We start from the raw sequence: 15,582 nt of genomic DNA, 5'->3' as shown, positions 1-15,582 counted from the left end.
CCCGCATGGGAGTTGCCCGCCGGGGTACCCGGTTTCGGTGACCGGAACGACCGGTACACCGAGCAGAGAGGCGACAGTCATGGGCCTCGGCGGGTGCATCATCCTCATCGCCGTGGGAGCCATCCTCACCTTCGCGACCGACTGGCAGATGCAGGGCGTCAATCTCGACATGGTCGGCGTCATCCTGATGATCGTCGGCCTGATCGGCGTGACGACCTTCAGCAGCATCGCCCGACGCCGCCGCGTGATGGTCCCCCCGGCATCGACCGTCGTGGAGACGGACCGGCACGACCACCGTCATCACCGCGAGGGATACGGCGACGGGTACGGGGTGTGACGGCTCCCCGGGATCAGGCGTCGAGGCCGGCCGGCACCAGCGGCAGGCGGTCGGCGCCGCTCTCGGTGAGGAGCAGCGGAACGTCCCAGTCCTGCCGGTGGACATGGCAGGCGGGGTACTCGACCGAGGAGTCGTCGTCGCAGGCCGCGGCCATCAGGGAGACATGCAACACCCCTTCCGGTACGGCCGGGTTCAACTCCAGCGTGTGCGACAGGTCCGGGCCCGCGCCCTCGCCCGCGAGCAGCAGCTCGGGCGGGGTCGCGGAGACCAGCAGGCGGGTGGAGGGGCCGTACCGCGTGTCGAGCTTCTGTCCGGCGGGCACCCGGAAGGTCACGTCCAGCCGGAGGCGGCCGGGCGCCACTTCGGTGGGGGCACACTGGGTGCGGTGGGCGACGGCGCCGGCCTCGGCCGCCTCCGCCGGGAGTCGGAGCCGGGTCAGCCGGTGCCTGGCCGACTCCACGACCACGATGTCGTCGCCGACGAGGACGGCACCGCTGGGCTCCTTCAGGTCGGTCGCAAGTGTCGTCACCTCATCCGTGGCCGGGTCGTAGCGGCGCAGGGCGTGGTTGTAGGTGTCGGAGACGGCGACCGATCCGTCCGGTAGCGCGGTGACGCCCAGCGGGTGCTGGAGAAGGGCCTGGCCTGCGGGGCCGTCCCGGTGGCCGAAGTCGAAGAGTCCGGTGCCGACGGCGGTGTGGACGACGCCGTCCCGGTCCAGCCAGCGCAGGGCGGAGGTCTCGGAGTCGGCCACCCAGAGCCGGTCCGGGGTCGCCGCGAGCCCGGAGGGCTGCGCGAACCAGGCCTCGGCGGCGGCTCCGTCCACCAGCCCCTCGTTCGCCGTGCCGGCGGCGACACCGACCGTGCCCTCGGCCGGATCGTACGTCCACAGTTGGTGGATGCCGGCCATGGCGATCCACACCTTGCCCTCCCACCAGGCCACGTCCCAGGGGGAGGAGAGGTTGACCTCGCGGGCGGGGCCGGAGGTGTCGTCACCCCGCATCCACTGGAAGCCCGTGCCGGCCAGAGTGGTGGTGCGGCCGGACTCCGGGTCGAAGCGGCGGACGCAGTGGCTGACCGTGTCGGCGACGACCACGGAGCCGTCCGGCAGCAGTGCCAGCCCCTGCGGCTCGCTGAAGCGTGAGCGGATCCACGTGCTGTCGGTCGCCCCTCGGCTGCCCTGGCCGATCCTGCGCACCACGGTCTCCCCGTCGGCCGCCAGCTCCACCAGCTGATGCCGGGTGGTGTCACTGACCAGGAGGTTCCCGGACGGCAGGACCACCGCCTTGCCGGGGAAGCGCAGGTCGGTCGGCTCCGGCTGCGGCGCCACGTACGGCCCGTCGCCGCGCCGCAGGGTGCCCTTCGCGGCGTGCTCCGCCTCCAGCTCCGTCACCAGCCGCTCAATGGCGTGCACATGCCCCTCACCAGCGTGCTGGGCGACGACATACCCCTCCGGGTCGACCACCACGAGCGTCGGCCACGCCCGCACGGCGTACTGCTTCCAGGTGGCCAGCTCCGGATCGTCCAGCACCGGATGCTCCACGCCGTACCGCTCCACGGCGTCGGCCACGGCCTCGTGCTCCGCCTCGTGGACGAACTTCGGCGAGTGCACGCCGATGACGACCAGCGTGTCCCGGTGCTTCTGCTCCAGCGCTCGCAGCTCGTCCAGGACATGCAGACAGTTCACACAGCAGAACGTCCAGAAATCCAGCACGAGAATGCGTCCCCGCAGTTCGGCGAGGCTGTACTGCTTGCCGCCCGTGTTCAGCCAGCCGCCCTCGCCGATCAGCTCGGGGGCCCGGACGCGGACGCGACGGGGCGCGGAGTCGGTCATGGATCAAGGGTGCCACCAGGGTCCGACAACCGGGCCGGGCCCGCCATGGGCCGGTCAGGGTGTCACCGGCGGCCGTACGGGCAGGTCGGACCACACGCCCTTGCCCTCCGGTCGCGGGCACTCACGCCGGCCGTACGGGACGTCCGGGCCGTGCCCCCAGCACCCCTCGGTGACGGCGTCCACCAGGTACAGGCCCCGGCCGCCGGCCCGCTCCCACGTGTCGGCCGTCAGTTCGTGGAGCGGCCGGTGCCGGACGTGCCCGACGAGTCGCTCGGTCCGCTGCTCGCCTGGGCGCAGGAGCGGCTGGGGGAGCCGTTGACCGTGGCCGACCTGGCGGCGCGGGCGGCCCTCTCCCCCGCCACGCTGCACCGGCGCTTCCGCGCGCAGCTCGGGACGACCCCGCTGGCCTGGCTGACGGGGGAGAGGGTGGCGCTGGCGTGCCGGCTGATCGAGCGCGGTGAGGAACGGCTCGACGTGGTCCCCAGCCCGCAGCGGGCTGGGGACGGCCGCGAACCTCCGCGCGCGCGTGCGGAGGTTCGCGACCGGGCTCAGCCCATCGGCCTACTGGCGGCGTTTCGGACCGCCCGCCGGGGAAGCGGTGAGGACATGAGATTCCTCGTGCGCGACCGCATCCTCGGCTTCGGTGACGACTACTGGATCGAGGACGAGCAGGGCAACAAGGTCTTCCTCGTCGACGGCAAGGCGATCCGGCTGCGGGACACCTTCGAACTGAAGGACACCCGCGGGCGGGTCCTGATCGACATCCACCAGAAGATGTTCGCGCTGCGCGACACGATGGTGATCGAACGGGACGGCGAGCCCCTGGCCACGATCCGCCGCAAACGGCTGTCCCTGCTGCGCAACCACTACCGCGTCTCCCTCGCGGACGGCCGCACCGTCCTGGACGTCAGCGGCAAGATCCTCGACCGGGAGTTCGCCGTCGAGTACGAGGGTGAGCTGCTCGCCGTCATCTCCCGGCGGCGGCTGAGCGTGCGGGAGACGTACGGCGTCGACGTCGTACGGGACGACGCCGATCCGGCGCTGCTGATCGCGGTCGCGGTGTGCGTGATCCACCTGGCGGAGAAGGAACGGGAGGACTGAGAGGGCTCACCGGGCGGGAGCAGCCTCAGCGGCGGGGTGGTTCGAGACCCAGGACCCGGTCCTTCAGGGCCGGGAACTGCTCCCTCGTCCTCGCGACCTTCGCCGGGTCGAACTCCACGGTGAGGATCTCCTCGCCGGGCCCGGCCTCGGCCAGCACCTCGCCCCACGGATCGACCACGATCGAGTGACCGGCCTGCGGAACTCCGGCGTGCGTCCCGGCCGTTCCACACGCGAGCACGAACGCCTGGTTCTCGACCGCCCGCGCCTGAGCCAGCAGCGTCCAGTGCGCCCGGCGGCGCTCCGGCCAGCCCGCGGAGACGACCAGGGTCTCGGCGCCGGCGTCGACGAGACCGCGGAAGAGTTCGGGGAAACGGAGGTCGTAGCAGGTGGCCACACCCACAGTCGTCTCGGGCAGGCGTACCGTCACCAGATCCCGGCCCGCGCCCATCAGCACCGCCTCGCCCTTGTCGAAGCCGAAGCGGTGGATCTTGCGGTAGGCGGCGGCCCGCTCACCGGAGGGGGAGAAGACGAGCGAGGTGTTGTAGAGGGGACCGTCGGGGTCCCGCTCGGGAATCGAGCCGGCGTGCAGCCACACGCCCGCGTCGCTCGCGGCCTTGGCCATCGCCTCGTGCGTCGGGCCGTCCAGCGGCTCGGCCTCGGCGGCGAACTCCTCGTAGGCGAAGGCTCCGGTCGTCCACAGTTCGGGCAGGACGACCAGGTCGGCGACACCGGCTTGATCACGTACGAGAGACGCGACCCGCTCCCGCCGCGATTCGACCGATTCGCCCTCATCTACGGCGATCTGGATCAGAGAGGCGCGCACACTACCACCGTCCTGGCATTCGAGCCGTTCACACGGGCCTACGATCGTCACACGAAAGCACTGCCGGGGTGCCTCACAGCAGCGTAGCTTGGGGGTCCCCCCAGCCTCGAGCGCAGGCGAGGACTGGGGGAGTTCCAAGACACCGCCGAGAGCCACCTCCCGCTGGCAAACCCGCCACCACCGCCCGAGTACCGACCGCCGAGGGGTCCCGTTCCGTGAGTCTGCATCCCACCCTCCAGCCCTACGCCGACGCCTGGACCCACTCCATCGAAGCGATATCCGAGCTGGTGCAGCCGCTTGTCGAGGGTGAGTGGAACAGGCGGACCCCGTGCCCCGGATGGTCGGTCCGCGACCTCGTCTCGCATGTCATCGGCCTGGACAGCGAGATGTACGGCGATCCGCGCCCCATCCACACCCTGCCGCGCGACCTCTTCCACGTCACCAACGACTTCCAGCGCTACATGGAGATGCAGGTCGACGTCCGCCGCCACCACACGGCACCGGAGATGACCTCCGAACTGGAACTGTCGATCATCCGGCGCAACCGCCAGCTGCGGAACGAGAACCGTCAGCCGGACACCATGGTCCGCGGTCACCTCGGCACCGAGCTGACCCTGGAGGAGTCGATGCGCAACCACGCCTTCGCGGTGTGGGTGCACGAGCAGGACCTGCGGACCGCCCTCGGCCGCCCCGGCAACCTCGACTCCCCCGGCGCGCACATCGCCCGTGACGTGCTGCTCGACGCGCTGCCCGCCGTCGTCGCCGAGAAGGCCGACGCACCGCGCAGCTCCGCGATCGTCTTCGACGTCCACGGGCCCATCGAGTTCCTGCGCACGATCCGCGTCGACATCCAGGGCCGCGGCACCCTGGAGACGGCCCCCGCGCTCGGCCCGGCCGCCGCCTTCTCCCTCGACTGGGAGACGTACGTCCGCCTGGCCTGCGGCCGGGTGACCCCGGAGGCGGTGGCGGACCGCGTGAAGGCGGAGGGCGAGCCGGAACTGACGGCTGCGGTCCTGCGGAACTTCGCGGTGACCAAGTAACGCCGACGGCAGTCGCGACGGAACGGGCCCGCCGTGATGATCACGGCGGGCCCGTCGCGTAGCTGTACCGGCGTCAGCTGATCTTGGCGTAGCCGTAGTTGATGAGCTTCTTCACGTCGGCCGTGCGGTTCGCCGCGTCGGGAGCCGTGAGGACGGTGCCCACCACCGACTCGCCGTTGAGCGTGGCGGCGAAGATGAGGCAGTACTTGGCCTGGGTGCCGGAACCGGTCTTGATGCCGAGCGTGCCGTTCCAGCCGAGCAGGGTGTTGGTGTTGGCCCACGTCGCCATGGTGCGCGTGGCACCGGTCTTCGTGATCGTCCTCGCCGTGTAGGCCTTGGTCTTCACGACGGCCCGGAAGGTGGAGCTCTTCATCACGCTGCGGCCGAGCTTCGTCAGGTCGCGCGGCGTCGAGTAGTTCGAGCCGTTGCTGAGGCCGTCGAACGAGTCGAAGTGCGTGTTCGTCATGCCCAGGTTCTTCGCCGTGGTGTTCATCTTGGCGATGAAGTTCTTGGTGCGGGCCGCGACGGTCGTGCCGGTGCCGAACTTGTCGGCGAGGACCATCGCCGCGTCACAGCCGGACGGCAGCATCATCCCGTACAGCAGCTGACGGACGGTCACCTTGTCGCCGACGATCAGCCTGGCCGACGAGGGGTATCCCTGGCGGACCATGTAGTCGCTGACGGCCGACTTGACCGTGACCTTGGCGTCAAGGTTGAGGTTCGCCTGCGAGAGCACGACCTTCGCGGTCATGACCTTCGTGGTGGAGGCGGTGAGCCTCTTGTAGTCGGCGGACTTGCCGTAGAGCGTCGCGCCGGTCGCGCTGTTCATCAGGTACGCGCCCTTGGCGGTGATCGTCGGCACCGTGACAGCCTGCGCCGGTGCCGCGAAAACCACTGCCGTGGAGAGCATCGCTCCGGCCGTCACGGCGACGGCGGCGGCTCTGCGGACACGGAAGCCCTTGGTGGCGGTTATCAACTGAAATACCCCGATTACGTCGAATGCCCCTACGATGCGGCCGAGTTGAAAAGGGGAAGACAGAAGGGGCCGCATGTGTGTGACACGTAAGTAGCACAGATGGTTGTGCGCCCGCTGCGACGGATTTTCGGACCCACCCGTTCAAGCCGTCCCGTCGACAAGGTGGCACGGCCCGGCCGACCACATACTGGACCCGCCTCCCCTTGAGTACGTGTTGTATCTATCCTGTTCGCATGCCTCCCGCCTCCGCCGCGCCCGCCCCCGCGACCGTCAAGCAGCCCCCCGCGGCCGACCGCGTCTACGCCCACGTCAAGCAGGGTGTTCTGGACCGCCGTTACGAGGGCGGTGTCCTCCTCACCGAGGGCGAGCTGGCCGAGGCCGTCGGGGTCTCCCGCACGCCGGTGCGCGAAGCGCTGCTGCGGCTGGAGGCCGAAGGGCTGATCAAGCTCTATCCGAAGAAGGGCGCCCTGGTCCTGCCGGTCTCCGCGCAGGAGATCAAGGACGTCGTCGAGACCCGCCTGCTGGTCGAGGAGCACGCGGCACGCAAGGCCGTACCCGCACCCGCCGGGCTGATCCGGCGGCTCGAAGAACTCCTGGAGCAGCAGAAGGCGCAGGCCGCCGCCGGTGACCTGGCCGGGGCCGCCGTCACCGACCGCTGCTTCCACGCCGAGATCGTCCGCAGCGGCGGCAACGACATCCTGTCCCGGCTCTACGACCAACTGCGCGACCGCCAGCTGCGGATGGGCGTCGCCGTGATGCACTCCCACCCCGACCGGATCGCCAAGACCCTCGCCGAACACGAGGAGATACTCCAGGCCCTGCGTTCCGGTGACGCGGAGGCGGCCGTCGGGATCGTCCACCGGCACGTCGGCTGGTTCTCGCACCTCGCGCGAGGTGAGGTCCGATGAGCAACATCACCCGCCCGGGTGACCCTCCCGGCGGGCGGCGCGCGGCAGCCGTATGGGGGATCGGCGTCTCCGTCTACTTCGTCGCCGTCATCTTCCGTACATCGCTGGGCGTGGCCGGCCTCGACGCCGCCGACCGCTTCCACGTGAACGCCTCGGCCCTGTCGACCTTCTCGATCCTCCAACTGCTGGTCTACGCGGGCATGCAGATACCCGTGGGCCTGCTCGTCGACCGGCTCGGCACCAAGAAGGTGCTGGCCATCGGCGTCGTCCTGTTCACGGCCGGACAGCTCGGCTTCGCCTTCTCCCCCACGTACGGCACCGCCCTCGCCTCCCGCGCGCTGCTCGGCTGCGGGGACGCGATGACGTTCATCAGCGTGCTGCGGCTCGGCAGCCGCTGGTTCCCCGCCCGGCGCGGACCCCTCGTCGCGCAGCTCGCCGGCCTGGCCGGCATGGCGGGCAACCTTGTCTCCACCCTGCTCCTTGCCCGGCTGCTGCACGGCATCGGATGGACGTCCGCGTTCGCGGGCAGCTCGCTCGCCGGCGTCGTCGTCCTCGTCCTGCTCCTGCTGTTCCTGAAGGACCACCCCGAGGGCCACGAGCCCGAGCCGTTCCCGCACCGGGGCGCCGCCTACGTACGGCGGCAGATCACCGCGTCCTGGCGGGAGCCGGGCACGCGGCTGGGGCTGTGGGTGCACTTCACCACGCAGTTCCCGGCGATGGTGTTCCTGCTGCTGTGGGGCATGCCGTTCCTCGTCGAGGCGCAGGGCCTCACCCGCGCCACCGCCGGCGAACTGCTGACCCTGGTCGTCCTGTCCAACATGGCCGTCGGACTCGTCTACGGCCAGGTCGTCGCCCGGCACCACGAGGCGCGGCTTCCGCTGGCGCTCGGCACGGTCGGGGCGACCGCGCTGGTGTGGGCGACCACGCTGGCCTACCCCGGCGACCACGCGCCGATGTGGCTGCTCATCACGCTGTGCGCCGTGCTGGGCGCCTGCGGACCGGCGTCGATGCTCGGCTTCGACTTCGCGCGGCCCGCGAATCCGCCCGAGCGGCAGGGCACCGCGTCCGGCATCACCAACATGGGCGGATTCGTCGCCTCCATGACGACCCTCTTCGCGGTCGGCGTCCTGCTGGACGCGACCGGCGACGACTACCGGATCGCCTTCTCCTCGGTGTTCTTGCTCCAGGCGCTCGGGGTCAGCCAGATCCTGCGGTTGCGCTCGCGCGCGGCCCGCCGGGAGAAGGAGCGGCTGGTCGCGAGCCGGGTGTCGTCGGTGCACGTGCCCGCGTAGGGCTTGCGTAGGGCTTGCGTAGTGCCCGCCGCCCTGCCGGCGGACCAGGCGGGGAAACCCAGTTGTCGCAAGCCCGTTCACGATCTAGCGTCATCGCCAACGACGTGTAGCTCAGTAGCCAGAGCACCGGGCTCCAGACCCGGAGGGCGCGGGGGCGGAACCCGCCACGTCGGCGCATCGGCGTGTAGCTCAGCAGCAGAGCACCGGGCTTGAGACCCGGAGGGCACGGGGGCAGAACCCGTCACGCCGGCTTATGAATCACGACGCTGACCAGCAGCACCTCGTAGAGGCGAACCCGGGCTACGCGTCCGGCCAACTGGCCAAGGCGCTCACCACCGCCCGCACCCACCAGGACCCCGAGACCCGACGCCGCGCGCAGGACCGGGGCCGACGCTGGCGTGACGTCCTGTCGGGCATGGCGGGCGGGCTGCTGACGATCGGCTCCCGCACCCCCGTCGCGGGCCTGCCCGCCTGGGTCACGCCCGAGGTCGTGCGCGGCGGCTTCGCCACTGGGCAGCCGGCCGCCGGCGGACCCCTGCTCGCCCACGAGTGCGAAACCGCCCGCCGGGCGGGCGTCCCGGAGAACCGGCGGGACCTGTTCGCGTACTGGCTCTCGGAGGAGGGCCTCGGCCTGCTCCACGAGCTTCTCGACACCGGACGGTACGAGGTGACCGTGCCCGAGGAGGCCGCCCTGCTCACCGTGGCGTGGCTGGCGCGGGCCGGGGAGACGGACGCGGCCCTCGACCTCGTCGAGGAACTCGCCCCGTTCGCCGACCGCCTGCGGTTCGCGCCGCAGCCGTCCGACCTGCCCGCTCCCGACCCCGGAGCCGTGCACCGCCGTACCGTCGGCGACGCCGTCGACACGCTCGTGCGGCGCACGCCCAGCCGGGCCGTGGAGACGCAGCGCGAGGCGCTGACCGTCTGGCAGCCGTTCGGGGACGAACTGCTCGCCCTCTGGCTGGAGACGGCCGACGCGGACGGGCTCGTCCTGGCCCGCACCCCCGGCGCCGGCTGGCGCGAGCGGGGCACCGCACTGCTGCGCCGCTACGCCGACCTGGCGGACCGGCACACGTACTGCACCAAGCACCTCCGTCCGAAGCAGAACGTGGCGATCCTGCGGAGCGCGCTGGAGGAGACCGTCGGCGGGCGGGAACTGGACGCGCGCCGGTCCGGGCTGCTGCGGCACGCCGTCACCTCCATGGTGCGGCGGCGCGGACTGCCCGGCTCCGCCCGGCTGACGGCGCTGCGCCGGGAGCAGGCCGTCCAGGCGGCGCTGCCCTCGCACCACGCGCTCGCCCAGCTCGTGCTGCGCCGACTGGCCGGGCTGCCGCAGGAGGTGGGGGTCGCGGAGATCGCGCCGCTCCTGGTTCCGGTGAGCGAGGACGAGGCCCGCGAGACCGGGCTGCCCGCGGGAGCCGCCGTCCCGGCCGCCCTGCGGCGGCCCGTCGAGGTCGCGCTGAGCGCGCCCGTCGGCACGCTCGTGGAGCGCGGTCTCGTGCCGTCCGCGGAGGTGCTGGCCGAGCTGGTCCCGCAGCTCGTCGCCGTGACCACCGCGCAGGCCTACCCGGACGAGGCCCTGCGCACGCTGGCCGCCGCCGGCTACCGGGCCTTCCGCAACCGCCGTTCGCTGCTGCTGCTCAACCTCGAACGGCAGGTGCGGGCGGAGGAACTGCCCTGGGTGACGGCGGTGGCCGGGCGGCGCTCCGCCGCCGAGGCGGGCGAGGAGTCCGCGCTCGCCCTGCGGCAGCTGGGCGAGCTGGCCGTGCAGGCGTTCCCGGCGACCGTCCTGCCCAATCCGCTGGTCCGCGAGCTGTCCGTGCTGGCCCGCCAGGCCGAGCTGGGCGCTCCCCTGGTGGAGGAGCTGGCCGCGGACATCTTCATGGGCACGTTCACCCCGAAGTTCCTCGCCGCGGCCCGCGTCGCGGCGGAACTCCTGGGCGGAGGTTCGCTGTACGAGCGCTACTACGCCGTCGACTACCGCGCGATCCGCACGATGGCGATCATCGAGGCCGCCGAGGCCCAGACCGGGCGGAACCGGCCGCGCACCTCGCCGGGATTCGCGAAACTGTGCGCGGAGCGGGCCGCGGGCTCCTCGTCCGGCCACCGGTACTTCGGCTCCACGGCCGCGAACGGCACGGTGATCGAGCAGGCGCAGATCCTCACCACGCACAACCTGGCCACGCTGGTCCACCGGGTCGGCATCGCCCCGGCCACCGGCTGGGAGGACCTGGCCCGGCGCAGCTTCGGCACGGTGTGCCGGCTGACCGCGCAGGTCCACGGCAACCCGCGCCCCCTGACCACCATCAAGGACGCCGCCTACGCCTGGCGCCAGATGCTGTTCCACCTGTCCCTCTGCACCGGGGAGGAGCAGGCCCGCACCCTGAACTGGGTGGCGGAGGAGGCCGGGCGCCAGCCCGTCCATGTCACGGACCGTCTGGCCCCGGCGCTCACGGGTCTGCGCCAGGTCGCGGAAGGCGGCTCGGCGGACACGGGCGCGGGGCGACGGCTGCTGGGGTGGAGCACCGAGGGGCATTGGATGCGCGAGCCGGGGAGTGCCGGGGGGAGGTGAGGGTGTTCCGCCCTCACCCACCTCCGTCCGGCCCCGGCCTCCGACCCCGCTCTCGGCCTTCGCCTGCGTCCCGCCTTCGACCTCTGCCTTTGTCCCGCTTTCGGCCTTCGCCTTGGGAGGGGGCCGCGTACCCGTCACCGGGTACGCGGCCTCCCCGGACGGGGTGGCACCTCAGCCCCAGGTGATCAATCTCTTCGGCTGCTCCAGGACGGCCGCCACGTCGGCGAGGACCTTGGAGCCCAGTTCACCGTCGACCAGGCGGTGGTCGAAGCTGAGCGCCAGGGTGGTCACCTGACGGGGCTTCACCTTGCCCTTGTGGACCCACGGCTGCAGCTTGATCGCGCCGACCGCGAGAATCGCGGACTCGCCGGGATTGAGGATCGGCGTGCCGGTGTCGACGCCGAAGACGCCGACGTTGGTGATGGTGACCGTGCCGCCCTGCATGGCCGCTGGGGACGTCCTGCCCTCGCGCGCCGTCGCCACCAGCTCGCCGAGTGCCTCGGCCAGCTGGGGCAGCGTCTTGTCGTGGGCGTCCTTGATGTTCGGCACGATCAGCCCGCGCGGGGTCGCGGCCGCGATGCCCAGGTTGACGTAGTGCTTGCGCACGATCTCCTGGTTGGCCTCGTCCCAGGACGCGTTGACATCCGGGTTGCGCTTGATGGCGACCAGCAGGGCCTTGGCGATCAGCAGGAGCGGGTTGACCCGCAGCCCCTGCATGTCCTTGTCACCCTTGAGCTCCTCGACGAGCTTCATCGTGCGCGTGACGTCGACCGTCACGAACTCGGTGACATGCGGCGCCGTGAACGCCGAGCCCACCATCGCCTGCGCCGTCGCCTTGCGCACCCCCTTGACCGGGATACGCGTCTCACGGCCCGAGTCGTACGAGGCCGCCGGGGCCGCAGCCGCGGTCGTGACCGGCGCCGTGCTGACCTGCGCGGTCGCCGCCGGCGTGGGCTGCGGTGCCGTCGGCCGGGCCGGGGCCTGCGCCGGGGCGGCTGCCGCCGCATGGACGTCCTCGCGCGTGATGATGCCGTCCGGGCCGGACGGGACCACCGAGGCGAGGTCCACGCCCAGGTCCTTGGCCAGCTTGCGCACCGGCGGCTTGGCCAGCGGACGCGGCCGGTCGGCGGCCGTGGCCGGTACGGAGACGGGGGCCGACGGGGCGGGGGCCGCCTCGGGAACCGTCCCGTGTCCGTTCAGCTCCGCCTGGACGGCCGCGGAGACCGGCGCGGACTCCTGGGCCGGGATCTCGGCAGACTTGCGCGGGCGGCGCTTGGTCGAGGACGTGGCCACGCCGTAGCCGACGAGGACCGGCTGACGGCCGGACCCCTGCGCCTTCGGCTCCTCGGGCTCCTCCTCCACAGCGGGTGCGGGCTCGGGGGCGGCGGCGGCCGGGGCCGACCCGCCCGACACGTCGACCGCGATGATCGACATGCCCACGTCGACCGTGGTGCCCTCGGGGAACCGCAGCTCGCGCACCACACCGTCGTAGGGGATGGGCAGTTCGACGGCGGCCTTGGCCGTCTCGACCTCGCACACCACCTGGCCGTCGGTCACCGTGTCGCCCGGCTGGACATACCACTTGAGGATCTCGGCCTCGGTGAGTCCCTCGCCCACGTCGGGCATCTTGAACTCGCGTACGGACGCTTCCGTCATCGTCGTCACGACCCTCTCCTCAGTACGCCAGGGCGCGGTCGACGGTGTCGAGTACCCGGTCCAGGCCCGGCAGGTACTCGTCTTCCAGACGGGCCGGCGGGTACGGGGCGTGGTAGCCGCCGACCCGGAGCACCGGGGCCTCCAGGTGGTAGAAGCAGCGCTCCGTGATCCGGGCGGCGATCTCCGCGCCCGAACCGAAGAACACCGGCGCCTCGTGGACGACGACCAGACGGCGGGTCTTCTCCACGGACGCCTGGATGGAGTCGAAGTCGAGCGGGGAGACCGACCGCAGGTCGAGAACCTCCAGGTTCTTGCCCTCCTCGGCGGCCGCGGCGGCGGCCTCCTGGCAGAGCTTCACCATCGGACCGTAGGCGACGAGGGTCAGGTCGGTGCCCTCGCGGACGACCCGCGCCTTGTGCAGGGGGCCGGGGATCGCCTCGGGGTCGACCTCGCCCTTGTCCCAGTAGCGCCGCTTGGGCTCGAAGAAGATCACCGGGTCGTCGCTCTGGATCGCCTGCTGCATCATCCAGTAGGCGTCGCCGGCGTTCGAAGGGGAGACCACCTTCAGGCCCGCCACGTGCGCGAAGAGCGACTCGGGGGACTCCGAGTGGTGCTCCACGGCACCGATGCCACCGCCGTAGGGGATGCGGATGACGACCGGCATCTTGATCTTGCCGAGCGCACGCGCGTGCATCTTCGCGAGCTGGGTGACGATCTGGTCGTAGGCCGGGAAGACGAAGCCGTCGAACTGGATCTCCACCACCGGGCGGTAACCGCGCAGGGCCAGGCCGATGGCCGTGCCCACGATGCCCGACTCCGCGAGCGGGGTGTCGATGACGCGCGACTCGCCGAAGTCCTTCTGGAGACCGTCCGTCACCCGGAACACGCCGCCCAGCTTGCCCACGTCCTCGCCCATGACGAGGACCTTGGGATCCGACTCCAGGGCCTTGCGCAGCGACTCGTTGATCGCCTTGGCGAGGGCCATCTTCTCCGCCATCTCAGTTACCCCCCTCGGGAGCGTCCGCGAACGACGCCTGGTAGGCGGCGAACTGGGCTCGCTCCTCGTCGACGAGCGCATGCCCGTCCGCGTACACGTTCTCGAAGATGGCGAAATGGTCCGGGTCCGGCATGGAACGGACCGCTTCGCGCACTCGCCTTCCCAACGCCTCGCTCTCGGCCTCGAGTTCCGCGAAGAATCCCTCGTCCGTGTGGTTTGACGCCTCCAGGAAGCGGCGCAGGCGCAGGATCGGGTCCTTCGCCTCCCAGGCCGCCCGCTCGTCGTCGTGGCGGTAGCGGGTCGGGTCGTCGGAGGTCGTGTGGGCACCCATGCGGTAGGTGTACGCCTCGACGAGGGTCGGGCCCTCGCCCCTGCGGGCCCGCTCCAGCGCCCACTTGGTGACCGCGAGGCAGCCGAGGACGTCGTTGCCGTCGACGCGGACGCCCGGGAAGCCGTAGCCCTGGGCGCGCTGGTAGAGCGGCACACGGGTCTGCTTCTCGGTCGGCTCGGAGATCGCCCACTGGTTGTTCTGGCAGAAGAACACCACCGGCGCGTTGTAGACCGCGGAGAAGGTGAACGACTCGGCCACGTCGCCCTGGCTGGAGGCGCCGTCGCCGAAGTAGGCGATGACGGCCGAGTCCGCGCCGTCCTTGGCCACGCCCATGGCGTAGCCCGTCGCGTGCAGCGTCTGGGAGCCGATGACGATCGTGTAGAGGTGGAAGTTGTTGCTGTTGGGGTCCCAGCCTCCGTTGTTCACCCCGCGGAACATGCCCAGCAGGTTCGCCGGGTCGACACCGCGGCACCAGGCCACGCCGTGCTCGCGGTAGGTCGGGAAGACGTAGTCGTCGTCGCGCAGGGCCCGGCCGGAACCGATCTGGGCGGCCTCCTGGCCGAGCAGCGAGGCCCACAGGCCCAGCTCGCCCTGGCGCTGGAGGGAGGTGGCCTCGGCGTCGAAGCGGCGGGTGAGCACCATGTCGCGGTAGAGACCGCGCAGCTCATCGGGCGTGACATCGGCGACGTACGGGTCGTACTCGGCGTTCTTCACGCGCTTGCCCTCGGGCGTCAGCAGCTGCACGAGCTGGGGCTCGGCGGTGCCCTTCCTGGCGGCGGCGCGGGTGGTGCGGGGGGCGCGCTTGGCGCCGGTGCCGGTGGCTTCGGCCGCCGCGCCGGTGGCCTCTGCCGCCGTCTCGGTGCCGGTGCCGGTGGCGCCGGCCTTGCCTCCGGCGCTGCGTCGCGGCTTGCGCGCGGCAGTGCTCTCCACGGTCACGTGTGCTCCTCCGTCGGTCCGGCCCCCGGGGTTGCCGGGTGGCTGGGGGTCCCCCCAGCTCGTTTCAGAGCCTGGGGGAGCGGCTCACCTGTTCCGAAAACCCGTGCACGGGGTGGGTGCCCTCGGCCGGAACAGGCGTGACAGGTGCCCCGGCGAGCGCCCTGCAAGCCTCACGTTACCCAGTGCGCCACATTTCTGTGAAACACCTCCTGACCTGCGTTTTTGCTTGGATTTCCAAGTAAATCGGCAAAGTCGGGAAGCGGCCAGGTCACAGCCTTGCAGGAGGCCGGAGCAGGGGCACGTTATCCCGCGCACCCAGGCCACGGGAAGAGTTCACGCCCGGGAGTGCCTCCGCGCCCGCCGCACATGACCGTCCGCAGGGCGCACGACGCCCCCAGGACCACTTCGCAGCCGAGGCGCACCCCAAGCCGACCACCCGAGATCACTTATGACAGCCGGTGACGTTCTGTGACAACGCCCAGCTCACAGCCTCGTCGCGTGCCCTAACATCGGCGCGTGCCGCGCTTCTGTGTACCACCCCTCATGAATCACGCGCCCCCTCTGGGCGCCCTGCTCCGGCGCTACGCCGCCGGGTCCGCGCTCTCCTGCGAGCCCGTCGACCAGGGGCTGCTGAACCGCGGCTACCGGCTGCGCACCACTCGCGGCCGCTACTTCCTCAAGCACCACTTCGACCCCGACACCGCCGACCCGGTCTCGATCGTCCGCCAGCACCGGGACCCCCAGGTCGGCCAGGCGTTGGGTGTCCCGGTGCTGGCGGACGATCG

12 protein-coding genes, 2 tRNA genes and 2 pseudogenes are annotated in these 15,582 nt (G+C 71.5%); 10 read left to right on the top strand and 6 right to left on the bottom strand.

Annotated features, from left to right (window positions below; all coding sequences use genetic code 11):
* Window positions 1–79 precede the first annotated feature (79 nt).
* Window positions 80–337 (top strand): DUF6458 family protein, encoded by a 258-nt coding sequence (locus BZL64_RS32285; protein WP_086772671.1) that lies wholly within the window; start codon window positions 80–82, stop codon window positions 335–337.
* Window positions 338–350: 13 nt separating this feature from the next.
* Here the strand turns inward: BZL64_RS32285 and BZL64_RS32280 are convergent, their stop codons facing one another.
* Window positions 351–2,168, bottom strand: coding sequence for an NHL domain-containing thioredoxin family protein (locus BZL64_RS32280; RefSeq protein WP_086772670.1), 1,818 nt, complete (start codon window positions 2,166–2,168; stop codon window positions 351–353).
* A gap of 225 nt (window positions 2,169–2,393) precedes the next feature.
* Between BZL64_RS32280 and BZL64_RS32270 the strand changes: the two are divergent.
* Window positions 2,394–2,778: pseudogene (locus tag BZL64_RS32270) on the top strand (helix-turn-helix domain-containing protein); the annotation flags it as partial.
* A complete protein-coding gene (locus BZL64_RS32265; RefSeq protein ID WP_086772669.1) occupies window positions 2,775–3,269 on the top strand; it encodes an LURP-one-related/scramblase family protein in 495 nt (164 codons plus the stop codon). The pseudogene BZL64_RS32270 and the gene BZL64_RS32265, both read left to right, overlap by 4 nt.
* 25 nt (window positions 3,270–3,294) lie before the next feature.
* On the opposite strand, the gene BZL64_RS32260 is transcribed toward BZL64_RS32265, so the two are convergent.
* Window positions 3,295–4,092 (bottom strand): carbon-nitrogen family hydrolase, encoded by a 798-nt coding sequence (locus tag BZL64_RS32260; protein ID WP_086772668.1) that lies wholly within the window; start codon window positions 4,090–4,092, stop codon window positions 3,295–3,297.
* Window positions 4,093–4,307: 215 nt separating this feature from the next.
* Between BZL64_RS32260 and BZL64_RS32255 the strand changes: the two genes are divergently transcribed.
* Window positions 4,308–5,132, top strand: a complete 825-nt coding sequence (locus BZL64_RS32255) for a maleylpyruvate isomerase family mycothiol-dependent enzyme (RefSeq protein ID WP_086772667.1) — start codon at window positions 4,308–4,310, stop codon at window positions 5,130–5,132.
* A gap of 73 nt (window positions 5,133–5,205) precedes the next feature.
* Here the strand turns inward: BZL64_RS32255 and BZL64_RS32250 are convergent, their stop codons facing one another.
* Window positions 5,206–6,108, bottom strand: coding sequence for a D-alanyl-D-alanine carboxypeptidase family protein (locus BZL64_RS32250; RefSeq protein ID WP_244205626.1), 903 nt, complete (start codon window positions 6,106–6,108; stop codon window positions 5,206–5,208).
* Window positions 6,109–6,341: 233 nt separating this feature from the next.
* Between BZL64_RS32250 and BZL64_RS32245 the strand changes: the two genes are divergently transcribed.
* From BZL64_RS32245 to BZL64_RS32225, 5 genes are all read left to right on the top strand, one after another.
* The gene (locus BZL64_RS32245; protein ID WP_086772666.1) at window positions 6,342–7,016 is read left to right on the top strand and encodes a GntR family transcriptional regulator; all 675 of its coding nucleotides are present in this window, start codon (window positions 6,342–6,344) and stop codon (window positions 7,014–7,016) included.
* Window positions 7,013–8,308, top strand: a complete 1,296-nt coding sequence (locus tag BZL64_RS32240) for an MFS transporter (RefSeq protein ID WP_086772665.1) — start codon at window positions 7,013–7,015, stop codon at window positions 8,306–8,308. The genes BZL64_RS32245 and BZL64_RS32240 overlap by 4 nt, the downstream gene beginning before the upstream one ends.
* 100 nt (window positions 8,309–8,408) lie before the next feature.
* Window positions 8,409–8,481, top strand: a tRNA-Trp gene (locus BZL64_RS32235).
* A 5-nt stretch (window positions 8,482–8,486) separates the two neighbouring features.
* Window positions 8,487–8,558 (top strand) — tRNA-Ser (locus BZL64_RS32230).
* A gap of 3 nt (window positions 8,559–8,561) precedes the next feature.
* Window positions 8,562–10,877, top strand: coding sequence for a hypothetical protein (locus tag BZL64_RS32225; RefSeq protein WP_086772664.1), 2,316 nt, complete (start codon window positions 8,562–8,564; stop codon window positions 10,875–10,877).
* Window positions 10,878–11,048: 171 nt separating this feature from the next.
* Here BZL64_RS32225 and BZL64_RS32220 read toward each other — a convergent pair whose 3' ends face one another.
* The 3 genes from BZL64_RS32220 to pdhA are packed head-to-tail and all read right to left on the bottom strand — an operon-like array spanning window position 11,049 to window position 14,797.
* Window positions 11,049–12,542: a dihydrolipoamide acetyltransferase family protein gene (locus BZL64_RS32220; RefSeq protein WP_086772663.1), complete on the bottom strand. Its 1,494-nt coding sequence runs from the start codon at window positions 12,540–12,542 to the stop codon at window positions 11,049–11,051.
* Window positions 12,543–12,552: 10 nt separating this feature from the next.
* Window positions 12,553–13,530, bottom strand: coding sequence for an alpha-ketoacid dehydrogenase subunit beta (locus tag BZL64_RS32215; RefSeq protein WP_073498290.1), 978 nt, complete (start codon window positions 13,528–13,530; stop codon window positions 12,553–12,555).
* Between the two features lies 1 nt (window position 13,531).
* Complete coding sequence (gene pdhA / locus BZL64_RS32210) at window positions 13,532–14,797, bottom strand: pyruvate dehydrogenase (acetyl-transferring) E1 component subunit alpha (RefSeq protein ID WP_086772662.1); 1,266 nt, start codon at window positions 14,795–14,797, stop codon at window positions 13,532–13,534.
* Window positions 14,798–15,340: 543 nt separating this feature from the next.
* On the opposite strand from pdhA, the pseudogene BZL64_RS32205 reads away from it, so the two are divergent.
* Window positions 15,341–15,582: pseudogene (locus BZL64_RS32205) on the top strand (phosphotransferase); the annotation flags it as partial.

Source organism: Streptomyces bobili (assembly GCF_002154575.1).
In the GTDB taxonomy this organism is placed as follows: Bacteria; Actinomycetota; Actinomycetes; order Streptomycetales; family Streptomycetaceae; genus Streptomyces; species Streptomyces bobili.
Note: the sequence above shows the minus strand (reverse complement) of the source record. Positions and strands in the feature narration are given on the sequence as shown.